General features: G+C 54.7%; 21 protein-coding genes and 1 pseudogene. 13 read left to right on the top strand and 9 right to left on the bottom strand.

The annotated features are described in order from the left end of the window. Positions 1-94: 94 nt before the first annotated feature. Genes QNH99_RS10880 through pspA form a run of 6 tightly spaced genes read right to left on the bottom strand, consistent with a single transcriptional unit; the run spans position 95 to position 4111 of the window. The gene (locus QNH99_RS10880; RefSeq protein WP_410516643.1) at positions 95-1156 is read right to left on the bottom strand and encodes a TIGR01620 family protein; all 1062 of its coding nucleotides are present in this window, start codon (positions 1154-1156) and stop codon (positions 95-97) included. After that, positions 1153-2550 (bottom strand): YcjX family protein, encoded by a 1398-nt coding sequence (locus tag QNH99_RS10875; RefSeq protein WP_410516642.1) that lies wholly within the window; start codon positions 2548-2550, stop codon positions 1153-1155. Before QNH99_RS10875 ends, QNH99_RS10880 begins: the two co-directional genes overlap by 4 nt. After that, on the bottom strand, positions 2531-2779 hold the full coding sequence (gene pspD / locus QNH99_RS10870; RefSeq protein WP_063879741.1) for a phage shock protein PspD: 249 nt from the start codon (positions 2777-2779) through the stop codon (positions 2531-2533). Before pspD ends, QNH99_RS10875 begins: the two co-directional genes overlap by 20 nt. Before the next feature lie 54 nt (positions 2780-2833). After that, complete coding sequence (gene pspC / locus QNH99_RS10865; protein WP_063879742.1) at positions 2834-3184, bottom strand: envelope stress response membrane protein PspC; 351 nt, start codon at positions 3182-3184, stop codon at positions 2834-2836. Next, the gene (gene pspB / locus QNH99_RS10860; protein ID WP_063879743.1) at positions 3181-3408 is read right to left on the bottom strand and encodes an envelope stress response membrane protein PspB; all 228 of its coding nucleotides are present in this window, start codon (positions 3406-3408) and stop codon (positions 3181-3183) included. The genes pspC and pspB overlap by 4 nt, the downstream gene beginning before the upstream one ends. 37 nt (positions 3409-3445) lie before the next feature. Next, positions 3446-4111: a phage shock protein PspA gene (gene pspA / locus QNH99_RS10855; protein WP_063879744.1), complete on the bottom strand. Its 666-nt coding sequence runs from the start codon at positions 4109-4111 to the stop codon at positions 3446-3448. Positions 4112-4274: 163 nt separating this feature from the next. Between pspA and pspF the strand changes: the two genes are divergently transcribed. The 8 genes from pspF (at position 4275) to QNH99_RS10815 (ending at position 13344) form a co-directional block, all read left to right on the top strand. Further along, positions 4275-5288 carry a phage shock protein operon transcriptional activator gene (gene pspF, locus QNH99_RS10850; protein WP_410516641.1) on the top strand — a complete coding sequence of 338 codons (1014 nt, stop codon included), beginning with the start codon at positions 4275-4277 and terminating at the stop codon, positions 5286-5288. A gap of 549 nt (positions 5289-5837) precedes the next feature. Continuing rightward, positions 5838-7466 (top strand): ABC transporter substrate-binding protein SapA, encoded by a 1629-nt coding sequence (gene sapA, locus QNH99_RS10845; protein WP_410516640.1) that lies wholly within the window; start codon positions 5838-5840, stop codon positions 7464-7466. After that, positions 7467-8432: a putrescine export ABC transporter permease SapB gene (gene sapB / locus QNH99_RS10840; RefSeq protein ID WP_145393169.1), complete on the top strand. Its 966-nt coding sequence runs from the start codon at positions 7467-7469 to the stop codon at positions 8430-8432. After that, entirely contained in the window at positions 8419-9309 is an 891-nt protein-coding gene (sapC, locus tag QNH99_RS10835; RefSeq protein ID WP_063879748.1) for a putrescine export ABC transporter permease SapC, read from the top strand. The genes sapB and sapC overlap by 14 nt, the downstream gene beginning before the upstream one ends. After that, on the top strand, positions 9309-10304 hold the full coding sequence (gene sapD / locus QNH99_RS10830) for a putrescine export ABC transporter ATP-binding protein SapD (protein ID WP_063879749.1): 996 nt from the start codon (positions 9309-9311) through the stop codon (positions 10302-10304). The genes sapC and sapD overlap by 1 nt, the downstream gene beginning before the upstream one ends. A gap of 1 nt (position 10305) precedes the next feature. Next, the gene (gene sapF / locus QNH99_RS10825; protein WP_063879750.1) at positions 10306-11109 is read left to right on the top strand and encodes a putrescine export ABC transporter ATP-binding protein SapF; all 804 of its coding nucleotides are present in this window, start codon (positions 10306-10308) and stop codon (positions 11107-11109) included. Between the two features lie 141 nt (positions 11110-11250). After that, positions 11251-12039 (top strand): enoyl-ACP reductase FabI, encoded by a 789-nt coding sequence (fabI, locus tag QNH99_RS10820; protein ID WP_063879751.1) that lies wholly within the window; start codon positions 11251-11253, stop codon positions 12037-12039. 189 nt (positions 12040-12228) lie between these two features. Next, positions 12229-13344, top strand: a complete 1116-nt coding sequence (locus tag QNH99_RS10815; protein WP_410517669.1) for a CMD domain-containing protein — start codon at positions 12229-12231, stop codon at positions 13342-13344. Here QNH99_RS10815 and QNH99_RS10810 read toward each other — a convergent pair. Then, positions 13341-14237 carry a LysR family transcriptional regulator gene (locus QNH99_RS10810; RefSeq protein WP_063881185.1) on the bottom strand — a complete coding sequence of 299 codons (897 nt, stop codon included), beginning with the start codon at positions 14235-14237 and terminating at the stop codon, positions 13341-13343. The two genes, QNH99_RS10815 and QNH99_RS10810, sit on opposite strands and share 4 nt — an antisense overlap. A gap of 279 nt (positions 14238-14516) precedes the next feature. Continuing rightward, positions 14517-14654: a hypothetical protein gene (locus QNH99_RS10805; protein WP_283355714.1), complete on the bottom strand. Its 138-nt coding sequence runs from the start codon at positions 14652-14654 to the stop codon at positions 14517-14519. Between the two features lie 347 nt (positions 14655-15001). Here QNH99_RS10805 and QNH99_RS10800 point away from each other — a divergent pair. The 3 genes and pseudogenes from QNH99_RS10800 to QNH99_RS10790 all read left to right on the top strand — a co-directional run. Continuing rightward, positions 15002-15241 (top strand): annotated as a pseudogene (locus QNH99_RS10800) (transposase); the annotation flags it as partial. Between the two features lie 140 nt (positions 15242-15381). Beyond that, positions 15382-15897 carry a T6SS effector amidase Tae4 family protein gene (locus QNH99_RS10795; RefSeq protein ID WP_216639865.1) on the top strand — a complete coding sequence of 172 codons (516 nt, stop codon included), beginning with the start codon at positions 15382-15384 and terminating at the stop codon, positions 15895-15897. Beyond that, positions 15894-16142, top strand: a complete 249-nt coding sequence (locus QNH99_RS10790) for a hypothetical protein (protein WP_082875201.1) — start codon at positions 15894-15896, stop codon at positions 16140-16142. Before QNH99_RS10795 ends, QNH99_RS10790 begins: the two co-directional genes overlap by 4 nt. A 207-nt stretch (positions 16143-16349) precedes the next feature. Here QNH99_RS10790 and QNH99_RS10785 read toward each other — a convergent pair whose 3' ends face one another. Continuing rightward, positions 16350-17936, bottom strand: coding sequence for a PTS transporter subunit EIIC (locus QNH99_RS10785; protein WP_063879753.1), 1587 nt, complete (start codon positions 17934-17936; stop codon positions 16350-16352). 251 nt (positions 17937-18187) lie between these two features. Here QNH99_RS10785 and QNH99_RS10780 point away from each other — a divergent pair, with 251 nt between their 5' ends. Then, the gene (locus QNH99_RS10780) at positions 18188-20491 is read left to right on the top strand and encodes an FdhF/YdeP family oxidoreductase (RefSeq protein ID WP_410517668.1); all 2304 of its coding nucleotides are present in this window, start codon (positions 18188-18190) and stop codon (positions 20489-20491) included. 111 nt (positions 20492-20602) lie between these two features. Further along, entirely contained in the window at positions 20603-22537 is a 1935-nt protein-coding gene (locus QNH99_RS10775) for an exoribonuclease II (protein ID WP_410517651.1), read from the top strand. Positions 22538-22622 lie beyond the last annotated feature (85 nt).

Below are 22622 nucleotides of genomic sequence, written 5' to 3'. Positions count from 1 at the left end.
AGGCATGGCACAATACGGCTGATGCGCCTTCTTTCACGTACTGCAGAATGACATGACCGCGCCCTTGGCTACAGTGCTCGTCATCCTGTTTCATTTACTGGCGTTTCTCGCCGCCCTTTTGTAGCGCATCTTTTAACTGTCCCAACAGCTCACGACGGTAATCACCCAGGCGCGGTTTATCGTTTTCGAGCCAGGGTAAAGGGCGGCATAACTCCATCGCTTTAATGCCCAGACGCGCCGTCAGCAATCCCGCGCCGATGCCCTGCGCAGCACGCGTCGAAAGCCTGGCGGCGATGTCCTGCGACATCCAGTCCATCCCAACTTCACGCACCAGCTCAGAAGCCCCGGCAAAGGCCATGTTCAGCAGCACCAGTCGGAACAAACGCAATCGACTAAAATACCCAAGCTCAATACCGTAGATGGCGGCAATCCGGTTGACCAGTCGTAAGTTACGCCAGGCGATAAACGCCATATCAACCAGTGCCAGTGGGCTGACCGCGATCATCAGCGCGGATTCGGCCGCATGACGGCTGATTTCCCGCCGCGCCTGGCGGTCAAGAACAGGCTGCACCATCTGGGCATAAAGCCGGACCGTTTCCCCGTCATTGTGGGTTTCATGGCGCGCAGCATGCCAGCGCTGCAAGGCAGGATGCGCCTGATCGAGTTCGGCCTGGCGCGCCAGCTTTTCACAAAAGGCACGTCCTTTCCCAATGCCGTGACTGTTGAGCAGTTCCCGGCCCAGATCGCGCTCTTCGGCCCGCTGACGGAGCTGATACAAACGACGCCACTCGCTGGTCAGCGCGCCCACGCCAGCAAGCACAATCAGCCCGCCCGCCATGCCGCTGCCCAGCGCAAACCAGTCGTGAGCCAGCCAGGCATTGTGGCTCCATTGCACGCCCTGCGCCACCACGCTGACGCCAAACAGCGCCAGGCCAGCGCCCACCATTTTACGCCACAGGCTGCGTTTGGGTTTTAAGGCCGCCTCGACCGCCCGCTCGCCTGCACTTTCTTCTTCAACCGCCGCCTCGTTATCCTGCACGGCTAAAAAGGCGGCCTGTGAATCGGCTTCAAACGTCTGAGCCGGACGCAACACCGCGTCGGGCTTATCGTCCAGAGGCCGGGCAAAATCAATGCGCGGTTTCAACGAATCGCTCATCGCAATTTATCTCCCAGTAAAAATTCCAGTGCCGCATCCATGCGGATATGCGGTACGGGACGATCGATATCCAGCTGCTGCGGGCGAAACTGCTCAAACTGAAAGCCTTGCTGCTGCCAGAACGAGCTGCCTGGCAGCCGCGGCGGAACTTCACCCGGATAAACGGTTAATGCCTCGCCGTCCTGCAGGCGATGACCTCGTAGTGCCGGAATTTTTTCGCCACGATGATCGACCAGCCCGCTTTGCGTGGCCTGAACCGAGGCCAGGCCGATGCAGTCCATACTGATGCCTTCGAACGCCGCGTTTTGCCAGGCATCCTGCACCAGCTGCTGCAACAGCGAGACCATATTGCCATGCTGATCGCTGGTGATGTGATCGGCTTTCGTGGCGGCAAATAACAGCTTATCAATCACGGGTGAAAACAGCCGCCGAAACAGCGTTCGCTGTCCGTAATGAAAGCTCTGCATCAACTGGGTTAGCGCCAGGCGCATATCGTTAAACGCCTGCGGCCCGCTGTTGAGCGGCTGCAGACAATCCACCAGTACGATCTGGCGGTCAAAGCGCAGAAAATGATTTTTATAGAACCCTTTCACCACGTGCTGGCAGTAGTAATTAAATCGCTGCTGCAGCATGGCAAAGTTACTGCCTTTGTCCGCCTGCGCCAGCTTAGCAGCCTGGGCTTCATCAGCTGTCGGCCACGGAAAAAACTGCAGCGCTGGCGCGCCCGCCATCTCGCCGGGCAGCACAAAACGCCCCGGCTGAATAAAGTGCAGCCCTTCCGCTTTACACCGATGCAGGTAATCAGTCCAGGCTGCGGCGATCCCGGCCAGGCGGTTTTCATCGGCGGGGGCAAGCGGATCGAGTTTTTGACAATGTTCGCGCCAGGGTGCGGCCCAGTCTGCGCGATCGCCCTGCATTAAGCCGTTCATCTGCCGCGACCAGGTGAGGTAATCCTGTGCCAGCATAGGCAGATCGAGCAGCCACTCACCTGGGTAGTCAACAATTTCAAGATAGAGCGTGGCGGTATCTTTGAGATGGCGGAGCAATGAATCATTGGGACGGTAACGGAGTGCCAGCCGCATTTCACTGACGCCTCGCGTGGGCGTGGGCCAGGCGGGCGGCGTACTGTACAGCTGCGCCAGCCCTTCATCATAGGTGAAACGGGCGATGCCCATATCCCGTTGCGGCACACGTTTCACGCCCAACAGGCGCTCATCGCGCACCACAGAAAACAGCGGCAGTCGTGCGCCGCTGTGTACAGAAAGGAGCTGGTTAACCAGCGAGGTAATGAAGGCCGTTTTACCACTGCGGCTCAGTCCCGTCACCGCCAGACGAAGGTGTCGATCGACGCCGCGGTTCATCAATGCCAGCAACTCAGTTTGCAGTCTTTTCATCTTTCTCCTTGATGAAGCGTGATGCAACCCGGCTCATCACGCGTTTCAGCAGCGGCTCAAGCGCCAGTCCTAACAGAAGACGAAGTGGACGGCGCGCCACCGATTTTACGGCCCAGCCAGTCACGCCAGCAGGACCATAGGTTACCGCATTGATAATGATAAATTTGGCGGCTGACTTCAATGCAGGCGTTGCACGATGACGAAAAGCCGCAGTGCGTGAAACAGTCATCACTTCCTCCTGACGGTCCGCAGAGGGCCAGTCTGGCCCGCCGCAGGACAACGGTTAAATCTGACGGAAACGACTGCGCACGCTAAAGGTTTCAGAGGTGACGTAACGTTCGATGTCCCGGACATTACGTTCGTCCTGCTGCAGTGCAGTTTCCAGTTGGTCCAGCAATTCGCCGGGGCTGGGTTGATGTTCCCCGTTGTCTGCACCTGCCGGTTTGACGTCCAGGACAAACCCCAACACGAAATAGGCAATCACTGTAAACACGAACAGACCAAAGAACAGCGACAATACGACAATGACACGAAGCAGTCGCACCGGCACATCAAGGTATTCGGCTAAACCGGCACAAACCCCCATCAGTTTCCCTTCGTCAGGCTTGCGCCATAGCGTGCGGCCTTTCATCATGGTTGCCTCCAGTTAGGATGTTCAGCATCAAGGATGGCTTCAAGTGCATCAATACGATCCCGCATGCGCTGTGCATCTTTGGTCACCTGTTGCAGGCGCTGCATCTGGCTTTGCGACAGATCTGCCCCGCCGTTGCGCTTGTTGCTGTAATGTAGCCATAGCCAGACAGGTGCCACAAACAGCACAAATATTGTTAAAGGTATGGCTAAAAATAGTGCGCTCATTGACTCTCCTTAATCTTTTCCAGCAGAAAGCGGCTTATTATTCGCTGCGGTTCATTTTGGCTTTCAGCGCGTTGAGTTGTTGACTGATTTCATCATCCGCTTTCAGGTCGGTGAACTGCTGATCCAGCGTTTTAGGTTTACCAAAACCGTGGCTCTCTGCTTCCGCTTCCATGTGGTCGATGCGACGTTCAAATGATTCGAAGCGCGCCATCGCCTCATCAATTTTACCGCTGTCCAGTTGGCGACGCACATCACGTGAAGAAGACGCAGCCTGGTGACGCAGCGTAAGGGCCTGCTGACGTGCACGGGTTTCGCTCAGCTTTTTCTCCAGCTCGGTGATTTCACCTTTCATACGCGCCAGCGTCTCTTCTACCTGCGCAACTTCCTGCTTCAGCGAGGCAATCAGATCGGTCAGTTTCTGTTTTTCGATTAACGCTGAACGGGCCAGATCCTCTTTATCTTTACGCAGGGCCAGTTCGGCTTTGTCCTGCCATTCCACCTGCTGAATCTCGGCCTGTTCGATGCGGCGTGACAGCTGTTTCTTTTCAGCCAGGGCGCGGGCAGAGGTGGAACGGACTTCAACCAGCGTGTCTTCCATTTCCTGAATCATCAGGCGCACCAGCTTCTGCGGATCTTCTGCACGCTCAAGCAGTGAATTAATGTTGGCATTAACGATGTCAGTGAAACGAGAAAAAATACCCATAATGATGTTCCTCTTATTTGTCATGGTTTCATCTTGCTGGTGATACCTGATTCAAGATGCGTGCCAACTTTTATCTTATTGATTTTATTTGCATTGGTGGCTTTGCAGTTTTTTTAAACTGTTCTAAGATAGTTAAATTGATTAATCCGTGGCGAAATTCATCATGTCCGTTAATAACGACAACCTGCTAGGGGAATCGAACAACTTTCTGGAAGTACTGGAACAGGTGTCGAAACTCGCTCCGCTGGAAAAACCCGTGTTGGTGGTGGGCGAACGCGGTACAGGTAAAGAGCTGATCGCCAGCCGTCTGCACTATCTTTCAGACCGCTGGCAGGGCCCTTTCATCTCACTCAACTGTGCTGCGCTGAATGAAAACTTGCTGGATTCTGAGCTTTTTGGCCACGAAGCCGGGGCATTTACCGGTGCGCAAAAGCGTCATCTGGGCCGTTTTGAGCGTGCAGACGGCGGCACGCTGTTTCTTGATGAGCTGGCTACCGCACCAATGCTGGTACAGGAAAAACTCCTGAGGGTCATTGAATATGGTCAGCTGGAGCGCGTCGGCGGCAACCACGTCTTTCAGGTTAATGTGCGCCTGATCTGCGCCACCAATGAAGACTTACCGGCGCTCGCGGCCGCAGGGCAGTTTCGCGCAGACTTGCTGGACCGCCTGGCGTTTGATGTCGTTCAACTGCCGCCGTTACGCGAGCGCCGTAGCGATATTTTGGTCATGGCCGATCATTTCGCTATCCAGATGTGCCGTGAACTGGGGCTGCCCCTGTTTCCAGGCTTTACACAGCAGGCGCAAAACACCTTACTTGATCATCACTGGCCGGGTAATGTGCGTGAACTTAAAAACGTCGTTGAGCGGTCGGTGTACCGCCACAACACCAGCGATGAACCGCTGGATGAGATTATCATCAACCCGTTTGCGCGTCGTACGGCCCCTGAAGAAGCTCCGCTTCCTGCCAGCACGCCAGATGCTCCCACTGCCCTGCCGTCTCTGCCGCTCGACCTGCGCCAGTGGCAAAACCAGCAGGAGCGCGATGTGGTGGAAATCAGTCTGCAACAGGCGAAATATAATCAACGCCGCGCTGCCAGCTTACTTGGCGTCACCTACCACCAGCTCAGAGCCATCATGAAAAAGCACGGTATCCAGGCGCGGGACGTCCAGGCATAACGGACGATCGACCGGATTAAATTGCAGATAAACGCTGAGTTGTTGCTGTGGTAAACAATGATCATTGTACGGCTGAGACCGGGCGGGTGGAGTCAAAAGGATGGGTGCGGGAAAAAAGGGCCCGCCGAAGCGGGCAACTGGAAGCAATGTGAGCAATGTCGTGCTCTTCTTCGGTAGAGCCACCGTCGAAGCGCAACTGAATAATAATCATTCCTGTTCGCATCTGTAAAGGGGTTGTTGAGAATTTTTCTCATTTCCACACCAATGCTGCGCCTTTATTAGCGCGCCCCCGTCGCCTTTACCCTGCTGCAACGGGCTGGTCGCGCTTCACTTTGCATTGAATTTAACAAGGTGACGACGGTGATGTCTTTCACGCCGCCAACCTGTCCTAACCCGCCTGGGTACAACCCCATCGGAATCGGGCCAGGAAGCATTAGCCGCTTCTTTCTACGCTCAGGTGCGCGAAAAACCGGCAATCGACGATGCGTATTTGGGGCCGCGCCCGCTTTGCGATACACTCTGCCTAATGCCTGAGAATCGTTGAGTTCTATGTTAAAACTAATTCCTTCGCTGTTACTGAGTCTCAGCGTGTTAAGCGCGCCTGTCTGGTCTGCGCCAACACCGGCTGGAGATATTCGTCAAAGCGGATTCGTCTATTGCGTTAATGGCACGCTGAACACGTTTAATCCGCAGATGGCCAGCAGTGGCTTAACGGTGGATACGCTGGCTGCCCAGTTATATGACCGCCTGTTGGATGTCGATCCTTACACCTACCGTTTGCAGTCCGATCTGGCCGCCAGTTGGGAAGTGCGTGATAACGGCGCGACCTACCGTTTTCACCTGCGCCACGGGGTACAGTTTCAGCACACCTCAAACTTTGCACCCACGCGCGCGATGAATGCTGATGACGTCGTTTTCAGCTTTGCCCGCATGTTTGATCGCAAACATCCCTGGCATAATGTTAACGGCGGCTATTACCCCTATTTCGACAGCCTGCAGTTTGCCGATTCGGTTCAGAGCATTAAAAAAATCGATAACGACACCGTCGAGTTCCGCCTTAACAGCCCGGACGCCTCGTTTCTCTGGCATCTGGCGACACATTACGCGCCCGTTCTGTCGAAAGAGTACGCCGACAGTCTGGATAAAGTGGGCCATCAGGAAGAGCTGGACCGGCTACCGGTGGGAACAGGCCCGTTCCAGCTGAGTGAATACCGCAGCGGGCAATATATTCGTCTGGCGCGGAACCCGCATTACTGGAAAGGCGTGCCGCGCCTGCAGCAGGTGGTTATCGATCTTGGTGCCGGGGGAACAGGACGGTTATCGAAGTTGCTCACGGGCGAATGCGACGTTCTCGCCTATCCCGCCGCCAGCCAAATCTCGATTCTGCGCGACGATCCCCGGCTGCGCATGACCCTGCGCCCCGGCATGAACATCGCTTATCTGGCATTTAACACCCGCAAGCCGCCGCTCGACCAGCCGGACGTTCGTCACGCGCTGGCGCTGGCGATTAATAATGAGCGTCTGATGGAATCCATCTACTACGGCACCGCTGAGACGGCCGCCTCGATTTTACCTCGCGCGTCCTGGGCTTATGATACCGATGCCAGCATTACGGGTTTCGATCCCAAAAAAGCCAGAGAAGCGCTTGGGGCAGCGGGAGTAAAAGATCTTCATCTGCGTCTGGTTGTGCCTTCCGCCTCGCAGTCCTGGAACCCAGCACCGCTTAAAACGGCCGAACTTATTCAGGCCGATCTTGCGCAAATTGGCGTGCGCGTCACTATCGTCCCGGTTGAAGGCCGTTTTCAGGAGGCACAGCTGATGGCGATGAACCACGATCTGACGCTGGCAGGCTGGGCAACCGACAGTAACGATCCTGACAGCTTCTTTCGCCCGCTGCTGAGTTGTGCGGCCATCAGTTCCCAGACCAACTATGCTCACTGGTGTTCGCCCGCGTTTGACGACACGTTAAAAAATGCCTTGCTGTCACAGCAGTTGTCTGGCCGCATTGATAACTACGATAAGGCGCAGCAGATTCTGGCGCGCGAGCTGCCCGTGCTGCCGCTGGCTTCATCCCTGCGCCTGCAAGCCTATCGGCATGATATTAAAGGTCTGGTATTAAGTCCGTTTGGTAACGCTTCGTTTGCCGGCGTTTATCGTGATGAGCGAGAGGATCGTTAAGTGATCATCTATATTCTGCGTCGCCTGGTGTTGCTGGTCATTACCCTGTTTTTTCTTTCCCTGGTGAGTTTCAGCCTGAGCTATTTCACGCCGAATGCACCGCTGGAAGGCGCATCGCTGTTTGACGCCTGGTGGTTCTGGTTTAAAGGCATGCTGCAGCTGGATTTTGGCGTGTCCAGCACCAATGGTCAGGAGATTGGCGTACAGCTGCGCGAAGTCTTCCCCGCTACGATGGAGCTGTGCCTGATGGCGTTCACCCTGGCTCTGATCGTCGGCATTCCGTTGGGAATTTGTGCCGGTGCCATGCGGCATAAATGGCAGGATAAGGTGATCAGCGCGCTGGCCCTGCTGGGATTTTCTATTCCGGTGTTCTGGCTCGCGCTGCTGTTTACCCTGTTCTTCTCACTGACGCTGGGCTGGTTGCCCGTATCCGGGCGCTATGACCTGCTGTATCCTGTTCAAAACATTACCGGATTTGCGTTGATTGATGCCTGGCTCAGTCACTCGCCATGGCGACATGAGATGATGATTAGCGTACTGATGCATCTGATTTTACCGGTTACCGTTCTGGCGATGGCCCCCACCACCGAGATCGTGCGTTTGTTGCGCATCAGCACCAGCGACGTCGTCGATAAGAACTATGTGAAGGCGGCCGCCACCCGCGGATTATCCCGCTTTACCGTGATTCGCCGCCACGTATTACACAACGCGCTTCCCCCTGTGATTCCGCGTCTTGGCTTACAGTTTTCCAGCATGTTAACCCTGGCGATGATTACGGAAATGGTGTTTAACTGGCCCGGATTGGGGCGCTGGCTGATTAACGCGATTCGCCAGCAGGACTATGCGGCAATATCCGCCGGTGTGATGGTGACCGGTGGCGTAGTGATCGTGGTGAACGTCCTCTCTGACATTGTCGGTGCGGCGCTGAATCCGCTGAAACATAAGGAATGGTATGCCGTACGATAACATCTACGCCGAAAAGCGCCTGCCCAGCGCGTTTCGTCAAAGCTGGCACCATTTTTATGGCGATATGCCGGCGATGATTGGCCTGTACGGCTTTGGCGCACTGCTGCTGCTCTGCCTGTTTGGGCATTTCCTGGCACCCTATCCCATCGACCAGCAATTTCTGGGTTATCAGCTGCTGCCGCCCTCCTGGTCGCGCTACGGTGAAGTCTCATTTTTTCTCGGCACTGACGACCTGGGGCGTGATTTACTGAGCCGCTTACTCAATGGCGTTGCCCCGACGGTAGGTTCTGCCATTCTGGTGACGCTGTTTGCCACCTTTTGGGCGCTGGTGCTGGGCATTGTGGCGGGTATGACGCACGGCGTGCGCTCTGCGGTGCTGAACCACGTGCTGGACACGTTACTGTCGATACCTTCCCTGCTGCTGGCCATCATTGTGGTGGCCTTTCTCGGCCCTCGTCTTGAACATGCGCTGCTGGCGGTGTGGCTGGCGCTGATGCCACGGCTGGTGCGCGAAATTTACAGCGCCGTCCACGACGAACTGGAAAAAGAGTATGTGGTGGCGGCCCGTCTCGACGGCGCGACCAGCATCAATATTATGTGGCACGCGATTTTGCCTAATGTGTTACCGATGTTGATCAGTGAGATTACGCGCGCGCTCTCCATGGCTATTCTTGATATTGCCGCTCTGGGTTTTCTTGACCTTGGTGCCCAGTTGCCCTCGCCGGAATGGGGGGCGATGCTGGGTGATTCACTGGAACTGGTTTATGTGGCTCCCTGGACGGTAATGCTGCCCGGTGCCGCCCTGATGGTCAGCGTATTAGTCGTTAACCTGCTCGGTGATGGCATTCGTCGGGCCGTTGAGGCGGGAGTAGAATAATGCCGTTACTGGATATTCGTAATCTGACGATTGAGTTCATGACCGCTGATGGCCCGGTTAAAGCGGTCGACCGCATTAACCTGTCGCTCAGTGAAGGGGAAATCCGCGGTCTGGTCGGTGAGTCCGGTTCGGGCAAAAGTCTGGTCGCCAAAGCCATCTGTGGCGTGACCAACGATAACTGGCGTGTTACCGCAGACCGTATGGTATTTGATGACGTCGATCTGCTGCGCCTGTCCCCGCGCGAGCGACGTCGCATCGTGGGTCATAACGTTTCGATGATTTTTCAGGAGCCGCAATCCTGTCTCGATCCGTCGGAAAGTGTCGGACGTCAACTGATGCAGGCGATTCCGCGCTGGACCTATAAAGGCGCGTGGATGAAGCGCTTTTGGTTCTGGCGTAAAAGCCGGGCTATTGAGTTGCTGCACCGGGTGGGCATTAAAGATCACACCGACATTATGCGCAGTTTTCCTTACGAGTTAACCGAGGGCGAATGCCAAAAAGTGATGATCGCCATCGCCCTGGCGAATCAACCCCGCCTGCTGATTGCTGACGAGCCGACTAACGCGATGGAGCCGACCACACAGGCGCAGATATTTCGCCTGCTGAGCCGGCTTAACCAGAACAATAACACCACCATTTTGCTGATTAGCCATGACCTGCGAACGATGAGCCAGTGGGCAAACCGCATTAACGTGATGTACTGCGGTCAGACCGTAGAAACGGCGCAAAGCGAAGACCTGATGAGCACACCGCATCATCCTTACACGCAGGCGTTGATTCGTGCCATGCCTGACTTTGGTCGTCCGCTTCCGCATAAGAGCCGTCTCAATACCTTATCCGGCGCGATTCCATCGCTGGAAAGCCTGCCTATCGGTTGCCGTCTGGGGCCGCGCTGCCCCTACGCACAACGCAAATGTGTAGAAGCGCCACGGCTCACCGGCACGCGATCGCACCTGTATGCCTGCCACTTCCCGCTCAACGTTGAGGGCCAATAAGATGGAAACGTTGCTGGAAGTCCGCAATCTCAGCAAAACCTTTCGTTACCGCACCGGCCTGTTTCGTCGTCAGCATGTTGAGGCGGTGAAATCCGTCAGCTTTACGCTGCGTGAAAAGCAGACCCTGGCGATTATTGGCGAAAACGGTTCAGGCAAATCCACGCTGGCAAAAATGCTCAGCGGCACCGTTGCCCCCAGCGACGGTCAGATTATTATCGACGATCACCCGCTGAGCTTTGGCGATTATGGCTATCGCAGCCAGCGCATTCGTATGATCTTCCAGGACCCATCAACCTCATTGAATCCACGCCAGCGCGTGAGCCAGATTCTGGACCTGCCGCTGCGCCTGAATACCGATCTGGATGCTGAGGCGCGGGAAAAGCGCATTATTACCACCCTGCGCCAGGTGGGATTGCTGCGCGATCACGCCGGTTATTATCCGCATATGTTGGCACCGGGCCAAAAGCAGCGTCTTGGCCTGGCCCGTGCGTTAATCCTGCAACCCAAAGTGATTGTGGCCGATGAGGCCCTTGCCTCGCTGGATATGACCATGCGTTCACAACTGGTCAATCTGATGCTGGAGCTACAAGAAAAGCACGGTATCGCTTACATTTATGTGACCCAGCATCTTGGTATGATGAAGCATATCAGCGATAAAGTGCTGGTCATGCATCACGGCGAAGTGGTGGAGCGCGGCGGCACGGCAGACGTGCTTGCGTCGCCACTGCATGAGATGACAAAACGTCTGATCAACAGCCATTTTGGTGAGGCCTTAACGGCTGAAGCCTGGCGGCGGGAGCGTTGATTTTGCGGCATATAGTGGAAAACGCTGCGCGTTTTTCCTGATTTCAAGCAGACGTGCTAGAATCCGCACGTCGATTAACGTCGGTCGTCTATTATTTAAACAACACGACCGCCAACTACCATGACCATAAGGATTACAGCTATGGGTTTTCTTTCCGGTAAGCGCATTCTGATTACTGGTGTTGCCAGTAAACTTTCCATCGCCTACGGTATTGCACAGGCGATGCGCAAACAGGGCGCAGAACTGGCTTTCACCTACCAAAACGACAAACTGAAAGGTCGTGTGGAAGAGTTTGCCAAAGATTTGGGTTCCGACATCGTGCTGCCCTGTGATGTTGCAGAAGATGAAAGCATCCAATCCCTGTTCACTGAGCTGGCAAAGACCTGGCCAAAATTTGACGGTTTCGTGCACTCCATCGGTTTCGCGCCTGGCGACCAGTTGGATGGCGATTACGTTAATGCCGTAACCCGCGAAGGTTTCAAAATCGCGCACGACATCAGCGCATACAGCTTTGTTGCAATGGCTAAAGAGTGTCGTGCCATGCTGAACCCGAACGCTGCTCTGCTGACCCTGTCTTACCTGGGTGCAGAACGCGCTATCCCTAACTACAACGTTATGGGCCTGGCAAAAGCGTCTCTGGAAGCTAACGTGCGTTACATGGCTAACGCGATGGGTCCAGAAGGCGTGCGTGTTAATGCCGTTTCTGCGGGTCCGATTCGTACGCTGGCAGCGTCAGGCATCAAAGATTTCCGTAAGATGCTGGCCCATTGTGAAGCGGTAACCCCTATTCGCCGTACGGTAACTATCGAAGACGTGGGTAACTCCGCTGCCTTCCTGTGTTCCGATCTGGCGGGTGGTATCACCGGTGAAATCGTTCACGTTGACGGTGGCTTCAGCATCGCCGCCATGAACGAACTGGAACTGAAATAAGTTTCCTCACGGGCGAGCCTTGCTCGCCCTGTGCTGTACACGCCCGATTGCCTCGTTATTCCTTATCGCTATTATTTATCACCGATTGGTCTTTTGCCCTGACCTACCCGTGGGCGACGATAAGTCAGCCCTGCGGCCTGCGACTAAATCACCGCCTGCGCCGCATCAGATTTTGCAAAAGGACGGATGATGCAACAACGCCGCTATCCCGGCCAGGATCACTGGTTTTACGAAAGTCAGACCCGCCCGCGGACCGTACAGGCTGCCCCACTTTTTCCTGAAGCCGCCCATATCGATGACCGGTTTTTACTGGGGTTAGCACAGGAAGCCTCCGTTATTCAGCCTTTACTCCAGACAGACCAGCCCGCGATACAGATCGCCCACAACGTCGTTCTCCAGCTGTTTCCTGACCAGGTGAATACCACGCTGACGCATACGCTCACGCTGTATGATCGGTTAAGTACCGCGCTGACCGTCGCCCAGGTGACAGGCATTCAGCGCCTGTGTAATCACTATTCCGCCCGACTGAACCCCCTGCCGGGTCCAGATTCCTCCCGTGAAAGCAACAATCGCCTGACACAAATTACGCAATATGCACGCTTGCTGGCGATGCAGCCTGCGCTAATCACGGCTGAAAGTGTTCGTGCGCTACATGCGGCTGGGCTGAGTGAAGCCGATATCGTCACCCTTAACCATTTAGTGGGCTTTGTCTGCTATCAGGCGCGTGTCATTGCCGGTATTCATGCTCTGCTGGAATTGCCGGTACGCTGGATGCCGGGGATGTCACCTGCCCCGGATGCCGAGGCAGCGACGTTTGATCAGCCCTGGCAGTGGCAGCCGGTCCTGACGCCGCTGGAGCCGCGTTATGCCAGTGAGGAGCAACATGCTGCGGTCACGCAGTGCCAGGGCTCGCCCGCACTTCAGGATGCGGTCTGGCTGCTGGCGCACGCTGCCGGGTTATTGCAGAGCTGGTTTGCCCTGCGTCATCAGCTTGAAAATACGCTGACCTCATCTGTAGAGGCCACTGCGGCAAGGATTCTGGGCAGCCGCTGGCTCTGTCAGCAGGCTGCAGACGCTAAAAATCTGCTGGATGAAGTGGATGCGGCGCAGTTGCCGGGTGAACAGCAAGTCATTATGACCCTGGCCGCGCAGTTGACCCGCCAGCCGGAGCGCTTTAACGCGCGCGATCTTCAGCCGCTGGCTGACGCAGGCTGGTCACATGCCGCGCGGTTCAGCGTGATTCAGTCCATCGCGCTGGCCAACTGGAACAGCCGTTTATTTTATGCCTGCGGTGAAGCCCGCTAGCTATCGAGATGACTGCGCGCTTCATCGTAAAAATGTTGCGCCAGCGGCGTCGCCCGGCCAGGTTCGGCGACGACCAGCGCCGCCTGGCGCGCCATTTTAGGCATTGCAATGGTCCGTTTTTCCAGTCCATGTAATGAGGCGGGCAGTAAATGTCCTCGTGGTGAGATCAGCACGCCAAGACCGACCTGGGTGCACTGTAACAGCTGCATGATGGACGCGCTTTCGACCACCACGCGCGGCACCAGCGCGACGTCGCGAAACGTCATATCCAGATAGCGGCGAAAATAGCGGGTTGGCTCCGCCAGACACAGCGGCTGCTGTGCCAGCGTTGGCAGGTCAAGCGTTTCATGCGCGCATAAGTGCTGAAAATGGTCGGGATGAAAAACGGCTTCCACGCCACTATCCGGCAGCAGGGATGCCTGAAAATGCAGTTCCCGCAACGTCGCCATTTCAAAAAAGCCAATGCCGACATCGACCGTGTGGCTGTTCAGCGCTTCCAGCAGTTGATCGGCGCTTAATACGGCAATACGATAATCCAGCTGTGGATAGCGCGCCTGCACCGCTTTTAACAATTGCGCCAGCGAAACGCTGCACTGCGGGACAACACCAAGACGAAGCGTACCGTTCACCCCGTGTTTTAACGACTCGACTTCCAGCTTAAGTCCCTGATAAACCGAAACGATTTCCCGCGCCCAGGCCAGTACCCTGTCGCCTTCCGGCGTAAAACCCGCAAAATTGTTGCTGCGGTTGATCAGCGACAGACCCAGCTCACGCTCCAGGTTTTTTAACCGCATCGATAAGGTAGGCTGGCTGACAAAGCTGGCTTCGGCGGCACGACCAAAATGGCGCTCGCGTTCGAGATTGCAGAGATAGATGAGCTGTTTGATGTCGATTTTCTTTACCCGCCGTAACACCGTTTTTATGAATACCTATTATGTGCCGATGGATTAACAGAATGCCAGTCAGAGATAGTGACGTAACCAATACAGCGAAGGCCTTAAACGTACGCTACATATTCAGGGCGCAATAAGGTTATGAAGGTGGCTGTCACAATAGCAGGTCAGATAATCGTGGAAGCGTTGTCAGCATTCACAGGTGAATACCGGTGTTGATGATCTTATAAACGCGTTAATTTGTAATTTTTATTGGTGTTTCCCTGGTGTTGCAGGTGCTTACTTGTGCGGATAAGGCCAGGCGTGATCAATGCCGGTGGAAGAGAGAACGCCCGTGACCAATAAGTAGATCACCACCAAAGCGAAGATAACAATTGCTGATATTTCAAAGATTTTAATCAGACTTCGTTTAGCCATAAATAACCCCCTGCTCATTGCGTGTATTTGACACTCACCTCTTACCTTAGAGTGTTACCGGTAAAGCACAAGTCCTGATCACAAAATGAAACATAAAGTATTGCTTATGTATTGTAATGAATTTGTTAAAGACATAGAAACCAAACGTGAGGAGAGACCGTTGACGGAGATTATTATGGTGAAGGCAGATAACACACCAGGCTTTCGAACGGCTGCACGGCAGCTGCGGAGACTGTAATTAATATTGTGTAATTGCCTGTTTTAGTGTGTTCACTCCCCCTGCCCATACAGGCAATTTATTAACAAAAAACATAACCCCCTGTGGCTGAACTGGCTAAATCAAAACTACCTTGTTGTGTGATGACGGCGAGATGGAGTTGAATACGCCTCGTGACCGTGAAAACACCTTCGAACCGCAGTTGATTAAGACGCATCAAAGGTGCGTAACGCACCTGGACAGCCGGATCGTATCCCTCTATGCCAAAAGCATGACCATCCGTGAAATCGTTGCCACCTTCAAAGAAATTTACGAAGCCGATGTGTTACCCATGCTGATATCTAAAGTCATCGACGCCGTAAAAAGTCAGTCACCACATTCTGCCCAGCTCTTTTTTACGGGACTTTTTTTCTGTCGATGACGGGTTTTATAACGTGACAGTATGAGTAGTAATTAAAGCCAACTTCCCGGTAATATCTTTTCTGGTTCGAACTGATAAGGGATTTTCAAGTGACCATTAAATTTTCCCAGCTCTGGGAGGCACACCCTGAGGTAAAAGGCGATGCCAATCCATGCCGCAAACCCGATGGACATAAAGCCTTTGATGACCAGTGCGCAATCCGTATTGGCACTGCATTAACCCGCTGCGGATACGATGTAAGCCGCCTGAAAGTAGCACAGTGCTGGTATCATCCTAAGGAGGCTGGTCATGTGCTAAGGGCTGAAGAACTGGCCAACGCCCTTAAGAAAACGGCAATTCCGGGTGTTTTCAGTGCGGTGAAAGTAAACCCTGAAAACTTCGAACAGACGCTGCGCGGACAGACCGGCATCATTTTTTTTAAAGATTACTGGCGCAGAGGAAGCGAGAGCTTTGCTAACCGGTCAGGAGACCATATCGACCTGTGGAATGGCGAGCGAGTGACATCAAGATCAAGCTATCTCCGAATTCAGTGGGGACTACACTGGGAAGGTGTGCTCAGCGATTTCTTCAACTCCCGTGAAATCTGGTTCTGGAAGATTATATGAAGCGTTCTTTGCAAATATGTCTGGCGTCATTGGCTGGCCTGGCGGTTGGCGCGGGTCTCTTTATTATTGTATTCCCATCACTTGCCCGCTTCATTAATGGCCCGGTAAAGGGTGAAGATCAAATGTCTGCGAACGCAGCACTTTTATTCATCGGCTTACCTGCAACCGCAATCATCTTTGCTGCTGTGACAGGAACCTGGTGGGCCATACGGCTTAAAACGAAAGCGCAGAGCGGCTTAGGATGACGTTGAAAGCCAGGGCGTTTATTGGGTGAATCCTTGCACGTTTATCAGGACGGTGACGGGGGAGATTACAAGAGCGTTTAAAGAGAGCTGCAGTAGGTACAGGCTGGGACGGACGTTCGATAATTGTTTTATCCTCAAAATCGAACGACCGGTCTCACTTGCTGAAGGGACTGGCCCCCACTTGTACCTTTACTGGGTGAATGGTGATTATCCGACGCCCAGGGCCGCTTTCACCTCTTGTGCGATTTTCTCTACCTGTGGGCCGTAAATCACCTGCACATCATGTTCACTAACGCGGTTGATGCCATTGGCGCCGGTGCTCATTAGCGTCTGATCCACCACTTCTTTCATGTCTTTGACCCGAACCCGTAAACGCGTGAAGCAGCAATCGACATCCTCTATATTGGCTGCCCCACCCAAACCACTGATGATCACGTTGGTGCGCTCGCTGCCTTCAACCAGCTGTGGTTTTTCATCATCCGTTTCACGTCCCGGCGTTTCGACATGCATACGCGTAATAATAAAGCGGAAAGAATAGTAATAAACCGGGGCGTAAATCACCCCAAGCGCCAGCGTCCACCACCAGTGGGTTTTACTGCCGCCAAGCATGCCAAAGACCACCAGATCGATCACACCGCCCTGCACATTTCCAATCATCAAATGCAGCATCGACATCAGCATAAATGACAGGCCGGTTAAAAATGCATGCAGCAGGTAAAGCACCGGCGAAACGAAGATAAAGCAAAACTCCAGCGGTTCGGTGATGCCAGTAGTGAATGACGTCAGTGCTCCAGCCATCACCAGCGCCCTGACGCGCTGTTTGTGTTCAGGCCGCGCGGTGTGATAAATCGCCAGGGCAGCAGCAGGCAGACCAAACATCATGACCGGTATTTTTCCCTGAGCCAGGAACTGGGTGGCGGTGCGAAGCGTCGCGTCCGGGATAAGTCCGGGATGGGTGAGCGAGGCATTAAAGATGTTTAACGCACCGACAATCGTCTGTCCGTCCACGATAGCCATGCCGCCAATGGGCGTGAAGCGCACGGTTTCGTTCAGGATGTGATGCAGGCCCGTGGGGATAAGAATGCGTTCCGAAGCCCCCAACAGAAATGCCCCGTACTGCCCGCTCCGGCCGATCATCTGTCCCACCCAGGCAATGCCTTCGCCAATGGTCGGCCAGACCAGCGCCAGTAAGATGCCGATCAGCGGCAGGAACACCACCGTTACAATCGGCACAAAGCGACGCCCGCCAAAGAAACTGATCGCCGTGGGTAACTGCTGCGTATAGAAGCGGTTATGCAGCATCACGGTGATCAGCCCGGCAATCACACCGCCCAGTACGCTCATATTGTAGGTAAAAATACCCAGCATCTGAATGTACTCAGCCGACGTCATCATGGCTGTGGTCTGATCCAGCCCGGCCTGTTGCAGCGCCTGCGGCGTGGTTGTGGCTGCGGTAATGCCCTTCGCCGCCAGCGTGGCATTGATACCGACATTCATAGCGATATAGCCGATAACGGCGGCAAAGGCTGCGGTAGGCTTTTCTGCTTTCGCCAGTCCAATGGCGCTGGCGACGGCAAAGAATAGCGGCAGATTAGCAAACAGCGCGCCGGCCACTTTACGAATAAACCCGATGATGAGCTGGGCAACCTGCATGTGTGCGAAAGCTTCGCCGGTGACGGCGGGATTCTGCATTGCCGCCGCCAGCCCCAGAAAGATACCGGCCGCTGCAATCACCGAAATTGGCATCATCAACGCCTTGCCAAACGCATGGATCTGGCTGGTGAGTTGTTTCATGGTGTCGCGCCCTTTTCTGTTTTAAACAGCAAGTATTAGCGCGATGTGCCGATAACACCCGTTATGGAGAGGTTACGAGAAGGTAAAACATGAACATCATCACAGTTGGCGCGCCACCACGATAAACGCCAGCTATCGCACCATTAAGCCAATCAATTAGACAAGCTTTGTCGTCGATAGCACACTAATATTTACCATCAGGATATATCCTTGCAACATTCGTCCAACATAAAAATAAGCCTGCACCTATGATGAAATTCAAGCGTCAAATTAAACCATACCGTGCCGCAGCGGGCGGCTGGGGTTCACTGGAAGCTACCACACGTTTTGTTTTCGACAGTAAAGCTGCCCTGAAAAATCTGCGCAATTTAATGCGCATGAACAAAGCTCGTGGCTTCGACTGCCCAGGCTGCGCCTGGGGTGATGACAATAAAAGTACATTTAGCTTTTGCGAAAACGGGGCGAAAGCCGTGACCTGGGAAGCGACGCGCCGCGTGGTCGATACCGACTTTTTCGCGAAACACAGCGTTACGACCCTGTATGCGCAAAGTGACTACTTCCTGGAATATCAGGGCCGTCTGACGCATCCGTTACGCTACAACGCTGAAAGCGACCATTACGAACCCATCAGTTGGGATGACGCCTATGCGCTCATCGCGAAACACATTAAGGCGATGGATAATCCGGATCAGATGGAGCTTTACACCTCGGGTCGCGCCAGTAATGAAGCCTCCTGGCTTTATCAACTGTTTGGCCGCATGTCAGGCACCAATAACTTCCCGGACTGCTCCAATATGTGTCACGAGGCCAGCGGTGCTGGGCTGAAACGCAGCATCGGCGTGGGTAAAGGCACCATTCGTCTTGACGATTTTGATCATGCCGATGCCATTTTTGTCTTTGGGCAAAACCCAGGCACTAACCACCCACGCATGCTGCACAGCCTGCGTCACGCGGCCGATCATGGTGCTAAAATCGTTACCTTTAACACGCTACGTGAGCGCGGTCTGGAGCGTTTTGCCGATCCGCAAAAGCCGCTCGAAATTGTCACCTCCAAAGCGGGCACCATCAGTTCTGCCTATTATCAACCCCATCTTGGCGGTGATATGGCGGCCGTGCGCGGCATGGTGAAAGCCCTGCTGGAAACCCATCGCGCGCGTATTGCTGCGGGCGAAAGCGGCTTGTTCGATCAGGCCTTCCTGAACGCCAAAACACACGGCGTTGAGGCATATTTCGACGCCGTAGATAACACAGACTGGATGCAGATTGTGGCGCAGTCGGGCCTGACAGAAGCACAAATCCGTGAAGCGGCAGCGATCTATCAGAACGCCGATCGGGTGATCTGCACCTGGGCAATGGGCATTACGCAGCACAAGCATTCGGTTGATACGGTGCGTGAAATCACCAACCTACAGCTGCTGTTTGGTCAGTTAGGTAAAAAAGGGGCCGGCCTCTGTCCTGTGCGTGGTCACAGTAACGTTCAGGGCAACCGCACCATGGGCATTGATGAAAAGCCGTCCAAACCTTTCCTGGATGCGCTTGGTCAGCACTTTGACTTTGAGCCTCCGCGTGCGGCAGGCCATAACACCGTTGAAGCCCTGAACGCGATGCTGCGTGATGAAATTAAGGTTCTTATCGCCCTGGGCGGTAATCTGGCCGCCGCGGCACCGGATTCTCCGCGTACTGAAGAAGCTCTATCACGCTGTGGTCTGACCGTGCACATCAGCACCAAGCTCAACCGTAGCCATCTGGTGCCGGGTCATGAAGGGTTGATCCTGCCGACATTGGGTCGCACCGAACGCGATCTGCAGGCGACAGGTAACCAGTTCATTACCGTGGAAGATTCGTTCAGCATGGTGCATGCGTCAGAAGGTGTCGGTATTCCTCTGGCGGAAACACAGCGTTCTGAAACGTCGATTGTTGCCAGTATTGCCCATGCGGTTCTCGGTGATGACAAGGTGAAGTGGTTAGATCTGGCGGCTGATTACAACCTGATTCGCAATCATATTGCGGCAACCATTCCCGGTTTTGGCGACTTCAATACCAAATGCGATCAGCCTGGTGGCTTCTATCTCGGCAATGCCGCGGCAGAGCTGCGTTTTAATACGCCGACCGGTAAGGCCGAGTTCAACCCGGCAGCGCTGCCCGAGTCGCTGTTTCCGAAGCTTGATCAGGAAGTGCCTTTCACGCTGCAAACCCTGCGCTCGCATGATCAGTACAACACCACGATTTACGGTCTCGACGATCGGTATCGCGGCGTGTATGGCCAGCGTGAAGTCGTCTTTATTAACCCAGACGACATGGCTGAGTTAGGGTTTAGTGAAGGCCAGAATGTGGATATTGAAACCCTGTGGAATGATGGCATCACCCGTCGCGTGAGCGGCTTCAAACTGGTGCCTTACAACATTCCGCGTGGCAATCTGGCGGCCTACTATCCTGAAACAAACCCGCTGGTCCCGTTAAACAGCTATGGCGATATCAGCGGCACACCGACCTCGAAATCGGTGCCGGTTAAGCTGGAATTGTCGCAGGCGTTGACCACCCAACGAATCGCCTGATTCAGGCTTTTCTCCAGGCAAAAAGCCGGTTCGTCCGGCTTTTTGCCTTGCCGCGAGACCCCGATTCGCGTAAAACTGTCAGCCGCTATTAGGCCACGAAACGTAAAAATCATGTTCCAGGATAATCCGCTGCTTGCGCAGCTTAAAGAGAAGCTTCATTCGCAAACGCCGCGTGCAGAAGGCGTTGTAAAAGGCACCGAAAAGGGATTCGGCTTTCTGGAAGTCGATGCACAAAAAAGTTATTTCATCCCGCCGCCGCAGATGAAAAAAGTGATGCATGGCGACCGCATTGTTGCCGTCATCCACAGCGATAAAGATCGTGAAAGCGCAGAGCCAGAAACGTTGGTTGAGCCTTTTCTGGGCCGCTTTGTTGGCCGCGTGCAGAAAAAAGACGACCGTCTTTCTATCGTGCCCGATCATCCGCTGCTGAAAGAGGCCATTCAGTGTCGTCCGGTGCGTGGACTGACCCATGATTTCCAGAATGGCGACTGGGCCGTCGCTGAAATGCGTCGTCATCCGTTGAAAGGCGACCGTGGCTTTTATGCCGAACTCACCGAATTCATTGTCAAAGCCGACGACCACCTCGCCCCATGGTGGGTGACACTGTCACGTCATAATCTGGAGCGTGAAGCGCCAGAAATCGGCTTTGGCGACATGCTGGACGAGAACCTGACGCGTGAAGATCTGACCGCTCTGGATTTCGTGACTATCGACAGCGCCAGCACTGAAGATATGGACGATGCGCTCTATGCCGAAGCACTGGACGATGGCGCACTGCGTCTGACCATCGCCATTGCCGATCCCACTGCCTATGTCGCAGAAGGTAGCGAGCTGGATAAGCTGGCGGCGCAACGTGCGTTTACGAACTATCTGCCGGGCTTTAATATCCCGATGCTGCCCCGCGAGCTGTCAGACGATGTCTGCTCGCTGCGCCCTGACGTGCGTCGTCCGGTTCTGGCGTGCCGCGTGACCGTTGCTCAGGATGGTAGCCTGGCTGACGATGTTCAGTTCTTTGCAGCCTGGATCGAGTCAAAAGCCAAACTGGTGTATGACGAGGTTTCCGACTGGCTGGAAAACAGTGGCGAATGGCAACCGCAAAACGAGGCTATCGCTAACCAGATCCGCCTGCTGCATCGCTTATGTCAGTCCCGTGCTGAGTGGCGTCAAAACCATGCGCTGGTGTTTAAAGATCGTCCTGACTACCGTTTTCTGCTGGGCGAAAAAGGGGAAGTGCTGGAAATCATCGCCGAACCGCGTCGTATCGCGAACCGGATTGTTGAGGAAGCCATGATCCTGGCGAACATCTGTGCCGCCAGTGTGCTGCGCGAAAAGCTGGGTTTTGGTATCTACAACGTTCACGCGGGTTTCGATACGGCGAATGCCGAGCAGGCCGCCGCTGTGCTGGCGACTCACGGCATTACCGCCGATCCGCAGGCTATCACCACGCTGGAGGGGTTCCGCGTACTGCGCCGTGAACTGGATGCACAGCCTACTCAGTTCCTCGACAGCCGTATTCGTCGTTTCCAGACCTATGCGGAGATCACCACCGAACCGGGCCCGCACTTTGGCCTGGGACTGGACGCTTACGCCACCTGGACCTCCCCGATCCGTAAGTTTGGCGACATGATCAACCATCGTCTGCTGAAGGCCATCGTACGCGGTGAGCAAATCGGTCGTCCGGATGATGCGCTGACGGTCACCATGAGTGAACGTCGTCGTCTTAACCGCATGGCAGAGCGTGACGTGGGCGACTGGCTCTATGCCCGTTACCTGTCGCCCTTTGCGGCTACGGATCGTAAGTTCAGCGCGGAAATCATCGATGTTTCTCGTGGTGGCATGCGCGTCCGCCTGCTGGAAAATGGTGCCGTGGCGTTCATTCCAGCACCGTTCCTGCATGCCGTGCGTGACGAACTGGTTTGCAGCCAGGAAAGCGGTACAGTACAGATTAAAGGTGATGTGGTTTACCGCGTATCCGACGTGATTGACGTGACCATTGCTGAAGTCCGCATGGAAACGCGCAGCGTCGTTGCACGCCCCGCAGCCTGAGACTAAACCGGTGGGACAGCCTTGTCTGTCCCGCCGACACATTCCACCTCGCCTTCCCTCTGCATGTGCGTGCTAAATTTGCTCC

It is taken from the genome of Pantoea allii, from assembly GCF_046529425.1.
GTDB classification, from domain to species: Bacteria; Pseudomonadota; Gammaproteobacteria; order Enterobacterales; family Enterobacteriaceae; genus Pantoea; species Pantoea allii.
The sequence above is the reverse complement of the archived record's forward strand: the minus strand, read 5'-3'. Positions and strand labels throughout refer to the sequence as shown.

Coding starts and splice junctions, on each gene's coding strand:
- QNH99_RS10790 (WP_082875201.1), top strand. CDS start 15,894: ATGAAGCGTTCTTTGCAAATATGTCTGGCGTCATTGGCTGGCCTGGCG.
- QNH99_RS10785 (WP_063879753.1), bottom strand. CDS start 17,936: ATGAAACAACTCACCAGCCAGATCCATGCGTTTGGCAAGGCGTTGATG.
- sapD (WP_063879749.1), top strand. CDS start 9,309: ATGCCGTTACTGGATATTCGTAATCTGACGATTGAGTTCATGACCGCT.
- pspF (WP_410516641.1), top strand. CDS start 4,275: ATGTCCGTTAATAACGACAACCTGCTAGGGGAATCGAACAACTTTCTG.
- QNH99_RS10815 (WP_410517669.1), top strand. CDS start 12,229: ATGCAACAACGCCGCTATCCCGGCCAGGATCACTGGTTTTACGAAAGT.
- sapC (WP_063879748.1), top strand. CDS start 8,419: ATGCCGTACGATAACATCTACGCCGAAAAGCGCCTGCCCAGCGCGTTT.
- QNH99_RS10780 (WP_410517668.1), top strand. CDS start 18,188: ATGAAATTCAAGCGTCAAATTAAACCATACCGTGCCGCAGCGGGCGGC.
- pspC (WP_063879742.1), bottom strand. CDS start 3,184: ATGATGAAAGGCCGCACGCTATGGCGCAAGCCTGACGAAGGGAAACTG.
- sapF (WP_063879750.1), top strand. CDS start 10,306: ATGGAAACGTTGCTGGAAGTCCGCAATCTCAGCAAAACCTTTCGTTAC.
- QNH99_RS10805 (WP_283355714.1), bottom strand. CDS start 14,654: ATGGCTAAACGAAGTCTGATTAAAATCTTTGAAATATCAGCAATTGTT.
- sapA (WP_410516640.1), top strand. CDS start 5,838: ATGTTAAAACTAATTCCTTCGCTGTTACTGAGTCTCAGCGTGTTAAGC.
- QNH99_RS10875 (WP_410516642.1), bottom strand. CDS start 2,550: ATGAAAAGACTGCAAACTGAGTTGCTGGCATTGATGAACCGCGGCGTC.
- pspD (WP_063879741.1), bottom strand. CDS start 2,779: ATGACTGTTTCACGCACTGCGGCTTTTCGTCATCGTGCAACGCCTGCA.
- pspB (WP_063879743.1), bottom strand. CDS start 3,408: ATGAGCGCACTATTTTTAGCCATACCTTTAACAATATTTGTGCTGTTT.
- QNH99_RS10880 (WP_410516643.1), bottom strand. CDS start 1,156: ATGAGCGATTCGTTGAAACCGCGCATTGATTTTGCCCGGCCTCTGGAC.
- QNH99_RS10775 (WP_410517651.1), top strand. CDS start 20,603: ATGTTCCAGGATAATCCGCTGCTTGCGCAGCTTAAAGAGAAGCTTCAT.
- pspA (WP_063879744.1), bottom strand. CDS start 4,111: ATGGGTATTTTTTCTCGTTTCACTGACATCGTTAATGCCAACATTAAT.
- fabI (WP_063879751.1), top strand. CDS start 11,251: ATGGGTTTTCTTTCCGGTAAGCGCATTCTGATTACTGGTGTTGCCAGT.